At 55.1% G+C, this 18392-nt stretch carries 12 protein-coding genes; 3 read left to right on the top strand and 9 right to left on the bottom strand.

Features of this window, described 5'->3' with window-relative positions; genetic code table 11:
* Positions 1 to 92: 92 nt before the first annotated feature.
* The 9 genes from JNJ45_09640 to radC form a co-directional block, all read right to left on the bottom strand.
* Entirely contained in the window at positions 93 to 695 is a 603-nt protein-coding gene (locus JNJ45_09640; GenBank protein MBL8048929.1) for a hypothetical protein, read from the bottom strand.
* Positions 696 to 703: 8 nt separating this feature from the next.
* Complete coding sequence (locus tag JNJ45_09645; GenBank protein MBL8048930.1) at positions 704 to 5440, bottom strand: hypothetical protein; 4737 nt, start codon at positions 5438 to 5440, stop codon at positions 704 to 706.
* 208 nt (positions 5441 to 5648) lie between these two features.
* A complete protein-coding gene (locus tag JNJ45_09650) occupies positions 5649 to 6005 on the bottom strand; it encodes an iron-sulfur cluster assembly scaffold protein (protein MBL8048931.1) in 357 nt (118 codons plus the stop codon).
* Positions 6006 to 6264: 259 nt separating this feature from the next.
* Complete coding sequence (locus JNJ45_09655; protein MBL8048932.1) at positions 6265 to 6537, bottom strand: hypothetical protein; 273 nt, start codon at positions 6535 to 6537, stop codon at positions 6265 to 6267.
* A gap of 601 nt (positions 6538 to 7138) precedes the next feature.
* A complete protein-coding gene (locus JNJ45_09660) occupies positions 7139 to 11713 on the bottom strand; it encodes a hypothetical protein (protein ID MBL8048933.1) in 4575 nt (1524 codons plus the stop codon).
* A gap of 211 nt (positions 11714 to 11924) precedes the next feature.
* A complete protein-coding gene (locus tag JNJ45_09665) occupies positions 11925 to 12275 on the bottom strand; it encodes an iron-sulfur cluster assembly scaffold protein (protein MBL8048934.1) in 351 nt (116 codons plus the stop codon).
* A gap of 380 nt (positions 12276 to 12655) precedes the next feature.
* Entirely contained in the window at positions 12656 to 14230 is a 1575-nt protein-coding gene (locus JNJ45_09670; GenBank protein MBL8048935.1) for a recombinase family protein, read from the bottom strand.
* A gap of 166 nt (positions 14231 to 14396) precedes the next feature.
* On the bottom strand, positions 14397 to 14615 hold the full coding sequence (locus JNJ45_09675; protein MBL8048936.1) for a hypothetical protein: 219 nt from the start codon (positions 14613 to 14615) through the stop codon (positions 14397 to 14399).
* Positions 14616 to 14714: 99 nt separating this feature from the next.
* Entirely contained in the window at positions 14715 to 15167 is a 453-nt protein-coding gene (gene radC / locus JNJ45_09680; protein MBL8048937.1) for a DNA repair protein RadC, read from the bottom strand.
* Positions 15168 to 15279: 112 nt separating this feature from the next.
* Between radC and JNJ45_09685 the strand changes: the two genes are divergently transcribed.
* The 3 genes from JNJ45_09685 to JNJ45_09695 all read left to right on the top strand — a co-directional run bounded on the left by JNJ45_09685 (position 15280) and on the right by JNJ45_09695 (position 18113).
* Positions 15280 to 16512, top strand: coding sequence for a hypothetical protein (locus JNJ45_09685; GenBank protein MBL8048938.1), 1233 nt, complete (start codon positions 15280 to 15282; stop codon positions 16510 to 16512).
* 783 nt (positions 16513 to 17295) lie between these two features.
* The gene (locus JNJ45_09690) at positions 17296 to 17805 is read left to right on the top strand and encodes a restriction endonuclease (protein MBL8048939.1); all 510 of its coding nucleotides are present in this window, start codon (positions 17296 to 17298) and stop codon (positions 17803 to 17805) included.
* 14 nt (positions 17806 to 17819) lie between these two features.
* The gene (locus JNJ45_09695; GenBank protein ID MBL8048940.1) at positions 17820 to 18113 is read left to right on the top strand and encodes a hypothetical protein; all 294 of its coding nucleotides are present in this window, start codon (positions 17820 to 17822) and stop codon (positions 18111 to 18113) included.
* The last annotated feature ends 279 nt before the right edge of the window (positions 18114 to 18392 follow it).

Below are 18392 nucleotides of genomic sequence, written 5' to 3' on the forward strand. Positions count from 1 at the left end.
CCGAAATCCCAAGGGAGTACTTAGCAGAGTCCGAAAAGCTGATGGAGCTTCCGTGACTTTATCGCAATCAGAGGAGGCATATCGCAGAATGGTCATCTTATCTTCCACACACCCTTGTGAACCGCTAACTGACTAGCGCGAATGCAAAAAGTCTTTTGAGTTACATAATCGGTAAAAATCAGACTACCCCTTTTACTGCCCATGAGGGCCACTTTTTCAGGTAACGGCCTAACGATAATTGTGTCGCCGTTGCACATAAACATGCAGTTATTGAATCCATGCATCGGGCTGTCTATCATGCCGTATATCACATGGTCGACTTGACAAATACGTCCTGGGCTAGCAAATGCCGTAACATCTTTTGCCGGATTCCAAGTACTTAACTTAGAATCACGATGAAGTACACGCGCGAATTGAACGTCCGCTGTTGATGCAGTGAAATAGGTTACTATAAATTTATCATTTAATAGTAGACCATCCCTTCCTGCAACTTGTTCGCGACGGATTAGTGGCAAAAGGACTCTGCGGCTCTCACCTATCTCTTTGGCAAGATAAACTTGGATTCGTTCAGCACCAATTCTTGAGGATTCTTCCGCTGCAATAAAGTACCCATCAACACTTGGACTCACACGGTGCAGACGTCCATCATCTGAATAATCGCCAAATAGTAGAAAGGAAGAAAAGGCGCATAGCACAGATCTATTTACTGCTCGCATATAATAATCCAGTTGTCGACAGCACGCCAATCCGGCTTACCGGTAGCACTTGCATTTCCACCCAAAATGGGTTTTCCATCTGGCCCCCAGACTTGAGATGAGCCACCACCGTCAAGCCATACGAAGGTGCTTCCCGACGGGCACTGCTTTTCAGCGCACTTCCTGAACGTTTCGGCGGCGCACCCTTCCGCAATAATCAGGCTTACGAGTTTGCCGCGCCTGTCGACACAGGCGCCAGTCCTGCCCGGATTGTTTCTAGGTCCAGGAGACGGTGGAGTTCCAACGATGCCCGTAACGAACCCGTCATCTGTGACAACGGGCCACTCTTTTCGCGTTTTTGGGTCCGGTGCTGGAGTACCGCATCCGCCGACTCTGGGCTTACCAATTGGGTCAAGCGGTCCCATCGGGTTATGGCCTGCAAAGAAGCCGCCGTTTACACATATACACTTTTTGCCTGGATAGAGCTTCTTTGCTGCTTCTTGACACCCCCTGCCGCCTATTAGTGCTGTTCCACCACCTTTTCTGGGCGGCCCGTCAATTATGCCGCTGCTGTCTCCCTTTTCAGGTGTGATCACTAGGGTTTTCCCGCAGCCCTTACAGTTAATCGGCCGGACCGTGTATGCGCCGGACGGATCAATCCACGTCACCGGATTTCCATTCACGTATCCATAGGCTAACTCTTCTGGCCAAAGTGGATCCCTCGTCGTGAATTGGCTGGTCGTTGTCGAGAAGATGCGTGCCCTCATGTGATTCTCTAGGTACCTCACCACCGTGGATCTCACTCCCAGCGAACCAACGTAGCGATAGACCAGAGGTGGCCCACCGCCCTCATGGCTGAGGAGAATGCGGCCATAGGGGGCGTAACGATAATCTTGCGTCTGCTTTGCGCTCGAGCTCATGATCCCCGTCACCGAGCCGAGGGCATCCACCATGTAGTCACCTGTCCTGGAATCCCAGTAAACACGCCCATCCACCACAATGTAAGGAAAGAAATCGTCGGCAACATCGTTCGCCTGCATCACCACATTGCCGAGAGTATCCCAACAAATCTGCGCGGTAATGCCGAAGTTCTCGTCTTCGCTGGAGATCATTTCTCCAAAGCCGTTGTAGGACGTCTGCGAGAGTCCTCCGCCCTGCGTAACGCGGTTTTCCTTGTCGTAGGAGAAGTTTCTGGTGACCGAAGGCTCCTGCACTTGCGTCATATTGCCGTTCGCGTCAAACGTGTAAGTCGTCACGGCTGAGCCTCTCGTCGAAGTCACCAGCCTCGAAGCGGCATCGTACGTCGATGTCACCATCACTCCAGACTCAGACGAGTTGATGATATTGCCGCGCGAGTCGTAAGCGTAGGTGAACGTATGGGCAAGGGAAGCATTCGCCTGACTCAGCGTAATCCGGTCCCCGGCATCAAAACTGTACGTCGTGGTCACCGCCAGCACCGCATCGAATACTGAATTACGATTCCCATTCGCATCGTAGCCGAATGTGAAGTCTTGGAACGTATCCATTCCTGCTTCTGAGATTTGTGAGATTTGCCGATGATCGCTGTCAAATCCGGATATCTCGATGTATCCGCTGGGATGCGTTACGGTCGTCTTGAGATTCCGAGCGTCGTATTGAATCGTAGTGTAGTCACCGTTCAGATCGTAGTAGCCACTACTGCGGCCATCGTTGTCATAGGTGTAGCTCGTGAGATGATTCACGAACGCGTTCTGCAGGCGCAATGACGTGTTTTGGCCAGCCGCGTCGAACGTGTAACCCTGATAGTTGCCAAAGTTATCTCGCTTGCCTGTGACGTCATCCATGGCGTCATACACCATGGTAGTGACGCCATTCCAATCGGTCATGGTGGTGAGATTAGAAGCAGGATCGTAGGCAAAGGTTATCCGGTTACTGTCCGCGTAGAGCCGGGCCGTTTCTCGCCCTGCGTCATCGAAGGTGTAGGTGGTGACATCGCCACTCGCGAACTGGCGACTGACTATTCGTTGGACGGCGTCATAAGCGTAGGTCGTGCGGTGATTGAGCTCGTTCGCAATGGCGAGCATGTCGCCTCTCGCGTTGAACACCATCGAAATGATGCCTCCGGCGGGGTTTGTAATCGTGGTCTGCCGACCGTCCAAATCATAGGCATAGGTAGTCGCATCACCCAGCGGGTTCTTCTGCGCCGTCACTTGGTTTGCCGAATCGTACGTAGTGGTCGTTATGTAGCCCCGACCATTCATCACCGTGACGGGGCGGTTCGCCGCGTCGTAGCTCGTCGTCGTGCGGTTGTTCAGCGGAGTTTGCGAGACCGTCGCTCTTCCCGCTGGATCATAGATAGTCGTCCAACGGTTGCTTGCCGCGTCGATGCTGGCCGTCAATTGCCCCGCGGCGTCGAACACCTGCGTCGTTCGGTTATTGAGCGGCGACTGCGAGGCGTACCCCCGGTTGAGGGCGTCGTAGATGGTCGTGTTGACCCGGTTCAGCGGGTCCTTCACCGATGTTTGGTTGCCCGCCGCATCGTAGGTGAAGGTCGTGAAATGCCCCAGAGCGTTGCGCACGTCCTTCGTGCGGCCCGCCAGGTCGTAGGTCATCGTCGTGCGGTTGCCGCGGGGGTCTTCGACCGCCGTCTGCTCACCCGCGCTGTTGAATGTGTAGGTGGTCCTATTACCGACTTCATCGACACTTGCCCGCAGGCGGTTGCTATCGGTCGAATAGACCTGAGTTGAAATCTTGCCGAGCGCGTTCGTGACGGTCGTCAAATTCCCAGCGAGGTCGTACTGGTGCGTCGTTAAATTTCCGAGCGCATCTTGCATGGCCGAAACCTGCCCCGCCGCGTCGTACACGGTCGTGGTGCGGTTGTTCATCGGGCTCTGCGTGGCAATCCGGCGACCTACGTTGTCGTAAATGGTCGTCGTCCGGCGTCCTAAGCCGTCTTGCGAGGCGATGGGGCCTCTCGCGTCGTAGATCGTCGTCGTCACGATTCCCGCGCCGTTAATCATGGACACGGGGCGGCTTGCTTCGTACGCCGTCGTGACGCGGTTATTGTTCGCGTCTTGCACGGCGATGCGCTGCTTGGCGATGTCGTAAATGAGGGTCGTTCGGTAGCCGAGGCCGTTTTGCACCTCAATGAGATCACCCATGTTGTCATAGGTGTTCGTGGTGACCTGGTTCAGCGCGTTCTGAATCGTCGCGGGTTTGGCGTACCGGTTGTACGTCATCGTCGTCCGATTGCCAAGCGGGTCAATCTCAACCTGCAGGAGGCAAGAGTCGTAGACGTAGCGGCGCATTTCGCCCGCGGCGTTCGTGATGCTGATGACGTGGTCGGCGACGTCGTAGGCCATCGTCGTCACTCGCCCCAGCTGATCCTTCACGGTTGTGCGGCGGTTCAGAGCATCATAGGTGTAAGTGACCACCCCGCCATCTGAGTACATGGTCGTGAGCACGTTGCCGCGCGTGTCGTAGCTATGGGTCGTGCGAAGTCCGCGCGGATCGACGCTTGCTTGCAGAGTTCCGTCCGAGTTCCAAATGTAGCTCGTGACGCGGTTCAGCGGGTCGGCGCTCGTGATCATGCGCCGGTTTCCGTCGTAACCCATCTTCGTCACATTGCCGAGAGCATCCGTGACAGTCGTTAAATTGTTGCTCGCGTCGTATTGGTAGGTCGTGATGTTGCCGAGGGCGTCTTTGCTCGTGAGCGGAAGGTTGAAATCGTTGTAGGTGAGGCTCACCACGTCGCCGTAGGGCATGGTTTCGCGAACCTTGCGAAACTTCGTGTCATATCCATAGGTCACGACGTAGCCCGCGGCCATCACCATGGTTTGGACATTGCTATTCGCATCAAGAATGAATGTTGTTCTCCCGCCTGCCGGGGACATCGTCACCGAGGTATTTGTGGCGTAGCTATATGTCCACACACCGGTTCCGGCGGACATCGTTTCGACCCGGCCATCGGCGGCGTAAGCATAGGTTGTGGCGTAGCCGCGAGAATCCGTGATGGTTGAGAGACGGTTATTGGCGTCGTACTCGTACTGGGTCAAACAACCAAGCGGGGTTTGGAACGTCAGGAGCTCATTCCCAGGGCTTGAATAGGTGAGTGTCCAAACACGGCCACCCCAATCGAGAATCGTGGAAACTCTCTGACTGGCATCGTAGGCGAACGTGAGCTTATCGCCGCCGGGCACGGTAATTGATTCTAGTTTGGAGCCCGGCGAAGCGGCGTACGTGTAGGTGTGACGGTTGCCCGAAGCGTCTTCCACCCTACCGATGGTGAACTTGCTTTCCGCCACAATCGTTTGGCTGTAAACAATTTTCTTGCCGTCGGCAAAGGTCTCAATGAAGTTCGTTCCGTCGTAATCAAGCTTTGTCCCACTCACGTAGCCAGTGATGGCGGTAAAAGTTGCAGGGGTGCCCCAGCTCCAGGCTCCGGAGAAGCCGTAGATTTTGCCATCCGCTCGGCGGACGTAGACTTCGTTTGAGGTTTCATTGGCCGCAAGCTCAGCTTCGACGCTCGCGGAACGACGCTTGCCCCACTTGATGTCGGTACTCGTGCTGTTCGAGTTGTAAAACAGACTGACGTAAAGGTTGAACCCCTTTGCCTTGAGTTCAATTTCTGGGTCAATCGTGAGATGACCAGTGGCCGGATCGGGTTGCGGTCTCGTGGGATGGTGGAGAACCGGATCGATGACGACGCCTTGCGACTCGGCGCGAAGGGCCATGTCCCATGGCCACTGATCGGGGGATTGTCTCATGATCAGTCAAACACCGCTGGGCATAAAGGGGCCGCGCCTGGTTTGCCCTGCGGGATGAACACTGGGCAATATTCACCGGACCCGGGAGGCATGGGCAAAGGCGACACTCCGCTGGAGTAGTTCGAGCACCAACTGCCCTGCGGGATCGAGCAGTTGCCGCCGCTCTCACAGCCACCAGTTTCATGCTGGGTCGGGAAAGGTAAAGCCTTCATGTTGTCTTCTCAAATGCACTTTGCAACGCTGCGATAGCTCTGGGTGGACAATCCCCTTTTCCTTCCGGAATCTCGCCGATGAGTTGCTTCAAGTCTTCTTCCGTCCAAAGATGTGCAGTGGCGACTGGTTTGCCTCTCAGCAACTCCGCGATGAGGCTTCCACACGCAATGCTCGTGGGACAGCCATACGTCTTATACGCTCCGCGCTCGATGTTCTCGCCCGACACCTGGAACCACAGTTCCATGAAGGGACCGTCTCCGGGGACTCCCGCCACACCGTAGTGAGTGGCACTGGGGAGCGGACCAACATTGCGCATGTTGTGGATATGGTCCAATGCCAGCGGAATGATCATCTCAACAATGTCTTACACTACCCCCGGCAAAAATAGTTGCGTTTTTCCAAGAATTTTCGAATATTGCCCATTTCTTAACATAATCCTGAGTTCAATCGAAACTGCCCTCGGACAAGACAAATCCTCACGGGTGAATCCGTGCGGTGGAATGGGGTCAGGCCCGCGCGGGCCATCGATCAGCGCGACCTACATGGTCCGGGTTTCGGCGACCTTGTCGATCCGACTGGAAGACTTCATCGATCTCGTACGAACGCAGCTTCTACGGCTTCACGAAAAAGGCGGTGTGCAACGCGATATCCACGTGCACCCGCGCCTGGTTGAATATCTCGACAGCTGGATTGCAGCTGCTGGCCTTCGCCCTTTTGATTTCCTCGTCCCCGCTTTCGATGCGCGGGGAACGGTGCAGACAGATCGGCAGCTTTCTCGCTAGGATGTTCTTAGCATGGTGAAACGCTCGTTCAGAGCAACGGGCATCACGGAGTTCCTCGCGAACGGCGGAAGCCTTGAGACCGCGCAGCAGCTGGCCAATCATGCGGACAGCAGAACTACAAAGCTCTACGACCGAAGAGCCACCAGACTCGAGCTCGAAGAGATTTTCCGCATTCGGTACTGACCGTGTCACTCATCTACGTTCCGATGCAATGTTAAATTCCGAATCAAGGCCGTTGAAACAAGAAAATTGTTGACCACCTGTGATCAATTCGCAGATCAATATCTTCGTTGTCAGGGTCTGTTCTCAGCCTGAAGTTCTTTTCGGCTCCTACAAGATACACGGCATTTCCGTTCGGGTGTTTCCAAATGACAGATCGTTTCCCAGTTAGCGTTTGCTCTTCCACAGTCTCTTGAATATAACCTATTCGCTCAAGCTCGCTGTCAAGTGACAAAAGTGATTTATCAAATGACTCATTAAATGACATTATTGAATAAAGGGCGTCGTGATTATCTCCGTATCCGCGAAGTCTTCCTTCTTCTTGTACCTCCCTATTGGCAAGGTAAGGAATATTCAGTCGTGGTCCACTAACGGCACTGTTGCAACTCGCCCAAATGAGCAACAAGAGTGTGATGGCACCTCCCGATCCGAAAACCACTTTTCTTCTCCGGCCCGTATTTCCATTATTCATAATTGCGTAATATTACGGTACATAGCTTGGACCATCCGATGGCTTTATTCGAATAAAACCAAGAAGTGGTTCCAAACAGCGTTCTAAACAATCCGGGTCTGCTTGACAATCTCTGTTGCGTTTATCATGACTTGCCCCGCAGCAATGCATCAACTCGTGCATGAGAGCTTGCGCATAATTGAGTCCGTCTGGACAGCCGTTCAAGCAAACACGAATTCGGCAATTACTTCTCCAACTTCCTCGTGTTGCGCCCATACAGCCTCCGGGGGTTAGATACTTACACGCATAGGAGGACTCGTAGCATGCGATATCTACACCATAGCCTGGGCTTCCCATTCCATGCTTGCAAAAGCACTCTCCCTCTTTTTCTGGTTGTGCTTCACCACATTTCTTCCAACAGTCATCGATCAAGGCTCTGTTCGCACAAGCCTTTCGCATTCGTTTCTGGATTTCAACCCAGGCTGCCCTAATTGGATGATCAGCCGGGCAGTCCTCAAATGGTTTTGCTAGACCGGTTGGGTCGATCCATGTGGTCGGATTTCCTGCGACATATCCGTACGGCAGCTCGCGTGGCCACAGAACATCTCTGGTGATGAACTGCCTTGTCTTCGTGCTTAACCAGCGCGCCCTGTTGTACTGCTCAGCAAAGGTGAGTCCCATAAACTGAGCTCCGGATTGACCAGTCCAGGCAAAGAACTGCGTTGGCACGGCCCCGACGTACGTGCTTCCATACGGCTTGTATCGCGTGTAGCTACTGCCGCTTCCGTCCGAAAGGGTCGTCCCGGTCACCGAGCCTAGGTAGTCCACGAGCAAATCTTCGCGGTTGTTACTTCCGTAGGCGGAGTAGATGACCAGGCTATCCACAAGTCCGAACCGCCAGAAGTCTGGCTCCGACGAAGCATCCTGTGCGAGCAAGAGGTCCTGCCCATCCCAGCACATGATGACCTGGCCGAACGCTTTGTCCTTGGTTCGAAGAAGACCATTCGAATGGTAACCCATCGTTTCTATGCCATCGCTTGTGAGACGATTTTCTTTGTCGAAGGTGAAGGTGGTGAGACTTGCTCCGACCGCCACGTTCGTCATGTTTCCATTGACATCGAATGTGTAGGTCGTCGTTGTGCTCCCCTGGATGCTCGTCACGAGACGCGATGCCGCATCGTACGTCATCGTGACGGGGTTCGTCTGCTCGGTGTTGGAGAGAATGTTGTCCCGCGAGTCAAACGTGTAGGTGTACGTGTGATTGATCGTCCCGCTCGTTTGCGCAGTGCTGATGCGGTCCTTCGCGTCGTACGTGTACGTCGTTTGCGACCCGTTCGAGTCGAGAATCCCCACCCGGTTGTTGTTCCCATCGAAGGTGTAGGTGAAGCACTGGTACTGGTTGTCTTTGTCGATCTCGTCGTGGATCACCGTGTTTCGGCCATCGGCGTCATACGTGTTCTTCTGCTTCCGACCGTAGTCAAAAACGGTCGTCGTCTTGAATCCACGCGAGTCGTATTGGAAGGTCGTGATGATGCCGTCCGGATCGCGCATCCGTTCAGCGCGTCCATCAAGGTCATAGTACGTAGTTTGTTCCCCTCCTTGGGGATCAATCACTTGGGTTCGCTCTTGCGCGGAGTTGAAGGTGTAGGCCTGAACGTAAGCCCCTGGATCAGTCTTTCCGGTGAGTTGGTTCAGGGCATCAAAGACCATGGTGGTCACGCCGTTCCAGTCGGTGAGCGTCGTCATGTTGGAGTTCGCGTCATAGACCATCGTCATGCGCGTTCCCCCGGCGTAGAGCCGGGCCGTTTCTCGCCCGGCGTCATCGAAGGTGTATGTGGTCACGTCGCCACTTGCGAACTGCCGAGTAACAATGCGCTGCACCGCGTCATAGGCGTAGGTCGTCCGGTGATTTAGCTCGTTCGCAATGGCGAGCATATCGCCTCTCGCGTTGAACACCATCGAGATGATGCCTTCGGCGGGGTTGGTGATCGTGGTTTGCCGTCCGTCCAGATCATAGGCATAGGTCGTTGCATCACCCAGCGGATTTTTCTGGGCTGTGACTTGGTTTGCGGAGTCGTACGTGGTCGTCGAAATGTAGCCGCGCCCATTCATCACCGTGACGGGGCGGTTCGCCGCGTCGTAGCTCGTGGTCACGCGATTGTTGAGCGGAGTTTGCGAGACCGTGGCTCTTCCCGCTGGATCGTAGATCGTGGTCCATCGATTGCTCGCCGCGTCGATGCTCGCCGTCAATTGCCCGGCGGCGTCGAAAACCTGCGTAGTCCGATTGTTGAGTGGGCTTTGCGAGGCGTACCCCCGGTTGAGCGCATCGTAGATGGTCGTGTTGACCCGGTTCAGCGGGTCCTTCACCGACGTTTGGTTGCCCGCCGCGTCGTACGTGTACGTCGTGAAATGCCCGAGAGCATTGCGCACGTCCTTTGTGCGACCGGCGAGGTCGTAGGTCATCGTCGTGCGGTTGCCGCGTGGGTCTTCGACCGCTGTCTGCTCACCCGCACTATTGAATGTGTATGTGGTGCGGTTTCCGACCTCATCGACACTTGCCCGCAGGCGGTTACTGTCGGTCGAATACACCTGCGTCGAAACCTTGCCGAGCGCGTTCGTGATCGTGGTCAGATTCCCGGCCAGATCATACTGGTGCGTCGTGAGATTCCCGAGCGCATCTTGCATGGCCGAAACCTGCCCCGCCGCGTCGTACACCGTTGTGGTGCGGTTGTTCATCGGGCTCTGCGTGGCAATTCGGCGACCTACGTTGTCGTAAATGGTCGTCGTCCGGCGTCCTAAGCCGTCTTGCGAGGCGATGGGGCCGCGAGCGTCGTAAATCGTGGTCGTCACGATTCCCGCTCCGTTAATCATGGACACCGGGCGGCTAGCTTCGTACGCCGTCGTAACGCGGTTGTTGTTGGCGTCTTGCACGGCGATGCGCTGCTTGGCGATATCGTAAATGAGGGTCGTTCGGTATCCAAGTGCATTTTGCACTTCGACTAGGTCACCCATGTTGTCATAGGTGTTTGTCGTGACCTGGTTCAGGGCGTTCTGAATCGTCGCGGGCTTGGCGTACCGGTTGTACGCCATCGTCGTGCGATTGCCGAGCGGGTCAATCTCGACTTGGAGCAAGCACGAGTCGTAGACGTAGCGGCGCATGTCTCCCGCCGCGTTCGTGATGCTGATGACGTGGTCGGCGACGTCGTAGACGCTCGTCGTGACCCTTCCCAGCTGATCCTTCACCGTGGTGCGACGGTTCAGGGAATCGTAGGTATAAGTGACCACCCCGCCATCTGAATACATGGTCGTCAGGACGTTGCCGCGCGTGTCGTAGCTATGGGTTGTGCGAAGTCCGCGTGGATCGACGCTTGCTTGCAGAGTTCCGTCCGAGTTCCAAATGTAGCTCGTTATGCGGTTGAGAGGGTCCGTGCGCGTGACCATGCGCCGGTTCCCGTCGTAGGCCATCTTCGACACGTTGCCGAGGGCATCGGTGACGGTCGTTAAGTTGTTGCTCGCATCGTACTGGTAGGTTGTGATATTGCCGAGCGCGTCTTTGCTTGTGAGCGGCAAGTTGAAGTCGTTGTAAGTGAGGCTGACCACGTCGCCATAGGGCATCGTCTCGCGGACTCTGCGAAGCTGTGTGTCATACCCGTAAGTTACGACGTAGCCCGCAGGCATGGCCGCGGTCCGAACGTTGCTACTCCCATCAAGAGTGAATGTTGTTCGGCCACCCGCCGGGGATATCGTCACGGAGGTGTTTGTGGCGTAGGAATAGGTCCACACACCGGCCCCAGCGGACATCGTTTCCACTCGGCCATCTGCGGCATAGGAATAGGTTGTGGCGTAGCCGCGAGAATCCGTGATGGTTGAGAGCCGATTATTGGCGTCGTATTCGTACTGAGTTGAGCAGCCAAGCGGGGTCTGAAACTGTGTAAGCTCATCGCCCGAATAGGTGAGTGTCCAGCGACGAGCTCCCCAATCCTCGATGCTGACCACTTTGCCGCCGGAGGAATTAAAGGTGACCTTATCGCCGCCGGGCACGGTGATTGTCTGCAACACCGACCCGGGCGAGGAAGCGTATGAGTAGGTGTGCCGGTTCCCGGAAGCGTCTTCAACCCTGCCAATGGTGAACTTGCTGTTCGCAACGATGGTTTGGCTGTAGACAATTTTCTTGCCGTCGGCGAAGGTCTCAATGAAGTCCGTTCCGTCGTAGTCAAGCTTTGTCCCGCTGACATAGCCAGTGAGAGCGGTGAAGGTTGCGGCAGTGCCCCAGCTCCAAGCTCCAGAGAATCCGTAGATTTTGCCATCCGCCCGCCGGACATAAACCACGCCTGAAATTTGATTGGCCGCAAGCTCGGCTTCGACGCTCGCGGAGCGACGCTTGCCCCATTTGACGTCGGTACTCGTGCTGTTCGAGTTGTAAAACAGGCTGATGTACAGGCTGAATCCCTTCGCCTGGAGTTCGATTTCTGGATCGATGGTAAGATGCCCCGTTGCCGGATCGGGTAGCGGTCTCGTCGGGTGATGGAGAATCGGATCGATGGAGACGCCTTGCGACTCGGCTCGAAGGACCGCGTCCCACGGCCACTGATCTGGGGATTGTCTCATTAGCCGTCAAACTCCGTGGGGCAGAGGGGAGCCGCGCCTGGCTTTGCAAGCGGCATAAAAATGGGGCAATATTCACCGGACCCGGGAGGCATGGGCAGAGGCGACACGCCACTGGAGAACGAGGAGCACCAGGCACCTTGCGGAAGCGAGCATTTTCCGTTCTCGCAACCTCTGGGTTCGCTCTGTGTCGGGAAAGGTACGTTAATCATGGTCAGTTCTCAAATGCACTCTGTAACGCTGCGATAGCCCGAGGAGGGCAATCTCCCTTTCCTTCCGGAATCTCGCCCAGTAGTTGCTTCAAGTCTTCTTCCGTCCAAAGATGCGCAGTGGCGACCGGTTTGCCCTGCAGCAACTCAGCGATGAGGCTTCCGCACGCAATACTCGTGGGACAACCGTACGTCTTGTACGCTCCGCGCTCGATGTTCTCACCTGCGACCTGGAACCACAGCTCCATGAAAGGACCATCACCGGGAACTCCCGCCACGCCGTAGTGGGTGGCACTGGAGAGCGGACCAACATTGCGCATGTTGTTGATATGGTCCAATGCTAGCGGACTGAACATCTCAACAATGTCTTACACTACCCCTGGCAAAAATAGTTGCGTTTTTCCAAGAATTTTGGAATATTGCCCATTTCTTAACATTAGGCTGAGTTCAATTGAGCCCGGAAGAACCGCAGCCATTTGCTTGCTGTCCCAACCAAACTCGGCCCAGCCAAACCAACCGCTGGAGGCGGGAATTCTTGATTTGGGCCTCCAACCGAATCGCCACGAACAGGGACCAGGTTTACCGGTGGGGCACAAAGCCAACAATCTTGGACTCCGGTCCAGAATGGCGTGTGCACGAACGAAGCCTGAGCAATCACGCGTCGACGTTCAACCGCGCGTGGGTGTGTAACTGCTCGCAAAAGCTCTACCAAATCGCACGAATGAAAACCGAACAATTACGCGTCATCACGCAACCGCGCGAGGGTGTGTAATTGCTCGCAAAAGGCCTGCCAGATACAATTCGAGTGCCGAAAATCACTGGTTTCTCTGCTCACAGAGCTGATAATGAGCGGTCTGAAACGAATGATTTCCCCAAGCAGTTCCTGAGGTTGGATTTTCACACCGCCAGGCACAAAGGAGATTTCACCACTGAGCGTCTGCGCCATCGCAACGAGGAGTGCCTCCTGAGGTGTGATCGAGTACTCGTGCGCCCGGACGCACTTAGTGAGTTCCTGATCAAGGTAGCCCATTGCTCGGTTCACGTAGCTTCCCTGAAGGGCAAGTTGCTCCGATTCCTTGGCTTTCTCAGATATCAGCTGCCTTCTCGCTTGATCAAACTCTGCTTGGCCGATGGCTTCCTCAAGGCGAAGCTCAAGGAGCCGTTCAAGCTTCCGCTGGATCGCGCTCATACGACCTTCGATCTCGCTCGCGGTCGTCGACAATGCCGCCAAATCCCGTTCTATCATCCTGGCCACATCGGCCCTTGCGACCTCCACAAGCCACCCAGGCAAGGCGATGCTCTGCATTAGGTCCATGAGAGCTTCCTCAAGCGCTTCGGCCCGAATAGCCGTCTTAGGACATCCCTTGTGGCCAGTGCAGTGGTAGTAGGTGTAGGTTCCTTTGAGATTGCCATCCACCCCGTATTTGCGCTTTGTTTGAGCGGTGATCGCGCAGCCGCAGCGGGAGCACCGAAAAATGCCTCCGAACGTGAACTTCTTTGGCGCGAACTTTCCGGCGCGGCCGGGTTTTGCACGGAGCCGCTTCTGCGCAAGGGCAAACTGCTCTTCGGAGATCATCGGCGTGTGTGCGCCGCTTCGAAGCTCGTTCTTGTAGCGAAACTTGCCTGCGTAGAATGGGTCAGAAAAGACCTTATACATGTATCCCTTTCGTAGGGGTTGTGACACTTTGCCACGAACGTAGTGCATCAACCCAAGGCTTCGCAGGTGCGATTCGATTGCGCTAACGGTCCACCCTTCGATGAAGAGCTGCCAACCCTGCTTCACCAGTTCGAACGCCGCTGGGTCAGCATCGATCTCTTTCGTTTCAAGATTGTTGCGGTATCCGAGCTTCGCCTTGTACGGAGCCCATCCTTTGTCGGCCTTGCTCGTGAGGCCACGCTTCACGTTCCGCCTCAGGTCCTGAATAAAGGCTGTGCTCATCCCATTCTCCACCGCAAGCAGAAGCGCACTGTCTTCGGAGTCGTACACTTTGGTTGGCGTTACGATCTTGCGAAGCTTTCCTGTTTGCAAGAGATGAGCGATTCGTCCCCCATCGACAGGGTTTCGAGACAGTCGATTGAGCGCCCATGTGAAGACCTCAGAGACGATGCCCTGCTCAATACTCTTGATGAGCCGTTCAAACTCGGGCCTCGCGAAGGGGTCCTTGGCGCTCTTGGATTCCAGGTACTCGGTCTCGATTGTTATCGTCCGCTCCCTGGCCAAGCTTCGAAGTACGTTCAACTGATCATCCAGGCTCTGCACCTGACGGTCTTCTGATTCACTCGACTTTCGGGCGTAGATGACTGCGGGCATGGCTTTGCACTAAGTGGATGAGGAGGACCTGCTGAAAGACTCGACCCGCCGTTACAGTATCGAAAGTTATGCCCAAATGGGACTGTACGGCCTCTTGAAACTCCTGAATCCCGGTCTGGGTCGGCGTTGGGAGCCACATTAGGTCGAAGACCCCGCGCGGGCGGGGTCAGGGCTTTGTTGTGGTGACGGTGAAGGACTCGCAGAGCCTCTCCACCACTTCCTCAATGTATCGGTGTTCCACGGCCAGTGACTGACCGAAGAAGGTGTGGTGCCACGGAGAAAGCTGCGCAAAGTGATCCGATCCCGCTTCCGAGGTCGGGCGAATGAGGAAGATCGTTCCGTGGTTTTCAACTTCAAAGTCTGCATGGGGTGTTTCAATGCTCATGGGTTACTCGTGCCGCGACTCGCGGCGAAGTGCACCTTGCCCCGCGTCATGGACTCCTGTGCAAAATGTAGATCGCTTGAGCAATTACTCGCAGAAGTGTCACAGCAAGTCTCTTCGCTTCAAGCTCACGGACCTTCCCGGTCTTCCTACAATAATGTGATCGATAAGGTGAATCTGAAGCAGTTCTCCGGCAAGCCGGATAACCCTTGTGACCTCAATATCCTCAACCGATGGCTCCGGGTCTCCAGAAGGGTGGTTGTGGGCAAGGATAATCGAGCATGCATTCGCCAGGATCGCTGCTTTGAACACCTCCCGGGGGCTGACGATGGAAGCGGTGAGGTTGCCGATGCTGACGGTATGAACGCCAATCAGATCGTTCTTGGCACTCAGCATCAGAACGATGAGGTGCTCACGGTCCTCCTCGACGAGGAACACCTCGCATATCTTCATCGCATCCTCGGGACTTGAGAGTTGGATTTGGCATGTGGTGGTCTCGCGGATCAGCCGGACGCGCACGACGGGATACTCGGATTGGAAAGGTTCGTTCTCCATAGAGTCAGGCTCCACTTTGAATAGCCGGACGTCATCTCATGATTCATCCAGGCGGTGTGCCGCTCATTCGCACGTGCATCCCGTCACCCTAGTTTCCCGTATTCTCTTGGGGATGATCGCTGTACTCAGTGCCTTAAGCAACCGTGAAATGGCGCTTTTGGTCTGGTCTATGGTTGGGCTGATCTTTGCCATGAGAGTAGCTGGTCCCCAAGTTCAAGGAGTCCTGCGAGCGTTTTTTGTACGCGCAATCTTTATGTCGCTCATGCTTCTGGGAGCGTACGTCTCAACTGTCGTATTTGCTCTGTACAAATATGGCTTCTGGCATCCGGACCTCCTCAAGGATACAATCATTTGGTTTGTTGTGACCGCCACAGTGACCCTCTGCGACTCGGTCAACAAGGGCAAGGAAAACCTAAAGTTCTTTCGAGACCTATTATTTGACAACCTAAAGGTTGCCGTCGCCCTTGAGTTTGTCATCGACACATTCGTGATGCCGTTAGGCTGGGAACTCGTGTTAGTGCCAGTCGCATTCGCTCTGGGAGCATTCAACGCGATTGCTGACAGCCGAGATGAAAATTCCGTGACTCGAAAGCCCATAAACTTCCTCATTGGCTGCATGTCACTGGTAATCCTTAGCTACGCCGTGTTTGAGTTGATCACAGGTTTCCGAGAGTTTTCAACTGTCGCGACTTTGAGAGAGTTTCTCCTAGCCCCAATTCTGAGGGCTAGTTGCCTTCCTTTCTTCCTAGCCTTTGCTCTGTGGATCGGTTATCAGGAGCTCTTCATTCGAGTGGAGCTTTGGATGAGGGACAAACCTGGACTATGTCGAATTGCAAAACTGCAATGCCTTCGCACTTGTACTGTGCATTTTGATCGTCTCGCGAAGCTAAAGGGGAAATTCTATTTGGAGTTACAAGAGTCAGATTCACCCGTAGCCGTCAGCGAAATCGTGGGCAGGTACGCTTACCCAGCACCGATAGATCCGGCTGACGTCTTGACCGGGGAGGTTGTTGCCGCTCGATTAATTCCTTTTGAACTTGCTTCGAATGGAGCAGCGGCCCAGATGGTTTTGATTGACTGGAAGAATACAAGCAACCGAGCTATCGCTGCTGCGTGGGCCGAGATCACTCCGTTCGACGAACAAGGGAAGAAGCTTGAAGGCGGGTCGCCAGAACAGTGTGTCTTCTCTTACGAAGACAACAACATGGAGAAAATCGAGCCAGGAGAAACATACATCGAGCCCGATGGGCTTGGTTTCGTCCTCTTCCCGATGATTCACAGTTGGGCAAACCATGTTGAGGTGCGAATGGTTCGATTCGAGGCTGACTGTAGAGACGCTCGTTAGACCGCCCCCGTCTGGCTAGACACTTCTTGGTTTTGAGATCGAGTTTCTTGGAAGAGCTTCTGAATGACTTTGAGTGAGAAAGCGAAAAGGCATGAAGAAGGGATGAGAAGAACCGATTGCGAAGCAAGAGGTTTGAGTATTGAAGCCGCTTCACGCAGGTTCAAAAACCTAGGCTTGACCTGGCCGCCTCTCGAACCGTGGGTCCGACCGGGGTGGAAACCGGCTCTGGGACTCCCGGGTGAAATGAACTTCGCTCCCTTTGCGGCTTTTGGGGATGGTCAAAAACGCTCGCACTTGTGTTCGGTCGTTCTTCGGTGCGAGGATTTGTGAGCACCACAAACAACCCGCGAGAGACTACCGCCATGACCACATCACCCCACCACTTTGACCCCACTATCTCGCGCCTTGGCGACATTCTCTCCCACACATCTCGGTACAGCTTCAAGGGTCCCTCGCGCTTAGCGCAGGACGCCGGGGTGCACCCTGCCTCAGTGTTCCGAATCCTTCGTGGAGGTGGGAACCCATCGTTCCTCACCATCACTCGAATGACGGAAGCCATCGAGCGAGAACTCGGCTTCCGTATTGACCCCAGAGACATCATCGCCGAAGGAGGTCGGTTCCCAACTGCGTTTGCCTGCGATGTCACTAGGAGTAAACCGAGCCTTCCCGAGAGCGCATACGACGAGTTTGGAGACCTGAAGCCAGCCTTCCATGGAGTTGAGCCCGGTAAGTGGGTCACCTCCAAGCACCCTCGCGGTATCCATCAAAGTTAAGCCTCTTATCATGCTGGAGAAAGACCTTCTCTCCGTTATTCGTGTGTCCTCATTCCATGTGCAGATGCTGCTCGTTCGGCAACTGCTCGACCGGCTGGGATACAAACACATCCAGTTCATGGGTCGGCGTGAGCGCAAGGAGAAAACCTACCTTGGTGGGCACGAGTTCACCGCCGATGATCGCCTCGGGCTCTTCAACGTCCAGACGGTTGTCAAGTTCGTTGGCCAGGAAGTCCGCGTTCGAATGCTCGATGAACTGGCTGGAGTTGTGCGGCGCACCGGTTCCGACTACGGAATCCTCATCGCAACCCACGGACTCACTCGCTCTGCTGAGCTTCACCTAGGCAGCCACGAGCCGCTTCGCATTCGCGTGGTGACCGGGCCTGAGTTTGCACGGCTCCTCATTCAGCACAAGATTGGGGTTCGAGACGTTCCTACCCTTCAGGTGGATGAGCCGTTCTTCCGCCACCTCGACCGGATGTCTCGCCAGGTCAGCCGCTTCATCGAAGCTGTGAAGTGAGCAATGTAGACCGAATGACCGCCATTGCGATTGAGCTGCTGAAGCTCCACGTCTCGCAGGCGGGGATCACCCAGCTCTTCAACCTCGGAGACCTTGATGAGATCGAGCGGCAACTCATGTACCTGCCGTATCGGAAAGCAAAGCGCCCCGGAGCTTTCCTCATCGACGCCGTTCGGCACCGCTACTCACCTCCTAAAGAGTTCACCTATGCCAAGCATATCGCCCCAGTTTCCACCTCCCGTGACGGAGTGGACGAAGATCCCGAACTCGCATTTGGACCGTCTGCTCCCGATCCTTTCGAACCCTGAGCTTCGGCTCTTGCTTGTGATCTCCCGCCGCGCCTATGGTCTGCGGCGGTTTCACATTCCCTTTGTAGCTTCTGTGGAGCAGCTTGAAACGTGGACCGGGCTTGGTCGAACATCGGTTCAGCGAGGGCTCGCTCAGCTCGCTCGTCGAAACCTCATCCGTGTGGCCTGAGTTATCCACAGTCTGCGCCGTGAGCCGTCCACATTTGAACCGATTTTTGCCCACACTAACCACGCGCGATACAAAAGCAAAAAGAAAGAATGAAAGAAAGCGCGCGCGAG

Origin of the sequence: Chthonomonas sp., assembly GCA_016788425.1 — a bacterium.
GTDB lineage: Bacteria > Armatimonadota > Fimbriimonadia > Fimbriimonadales > Fimbriimonadaceae > JAEURQ01.

What these genes read in the sequence shown, in the direction of transcription:
- JNJ45_09685 (MBL8048938.1), top strand. Translation starts at nt 15,280, where the DNA reads ATGATCGCTGTACTCAGTGCCTTAAGCAACCGTGAAATGGCGCTTTTG.
- JNJ45_09655 (MBL8048932.1), bottom strand. Translation starts at nt 6,537, where the DNA reads ATGATTGGCCAGCTGCTGCGCGGTCTCAAGGCTTCCGCCGTTCGCGAG.
- JNJ45_09670 (MBL8048935.1), bottom strand. Translation starts at nt 14,230, where the DNA reads ATGCCCGCAGTCATCTACGCCCGAAAGTCGAGTGAATCAGAAGACCGT.
- JNJ45_09660 (MBL8048933.1), bottom strand. Translation starts at nt 11,713, where the DNA reads ATGAGACAATCCCCAGATCAGTGGCCGTGGGACGCGGTCCTTCGAGCC.
- JNJ45_09695 (MBL8048940.1), top strand. Translation starts at nt 17,820, where the DNA reads ATGACCGCCATTGCGATTGAGCTGCTGAAGCTCCACGTCTCGCAGGCG.
- radC (MBL8048937.1), bottom strand. Translation starts at nt 15,167, where the DNA reads ATGGAGAACGAACCTTTCCAATCCGAGTATCCCGTCGTGCGCGTCCGG.
- JNJ45_09650 (MBL8048931.1), bottom strand. Translation starts at nt 6,005, where the DNA reads ATGATCATTCCGCTGGCATTGGACCATATCCACAACATGCGCAATGTT.
- JNJ45_09645 (MBL8048930.1), bottom strand. Translation starts at nt 5,440, where the DNA reads ATGAGACAATCCCCCGATCAGTGGCCATGGGACATGGCCCTTCGCGCC.
- JNJ45_09675 (MBL8048936.1), bottom strand. Translation starts at nt 14,615, where the DNA reads ATGAGCATTGAAACACCCCATGCAGACTTTGAAGTTGAAAACCACGGA.
- JNJ45_09690 (MBL8048939.1), top strand. Translation starts at nt 17,296, where the DNA reads ATGCTGGAGAAAGACCTTCTCTCCGTTATTCGTGTGTCCTCATTCCAT.
- JNJ45_09665 (MBL8048934.1), bottom strand. Translation starts at nt 12,275, where the DNA reads ATGTTCAGTCCGCTAGCATTGGACCATATCAACAACATGCGCAATGTT.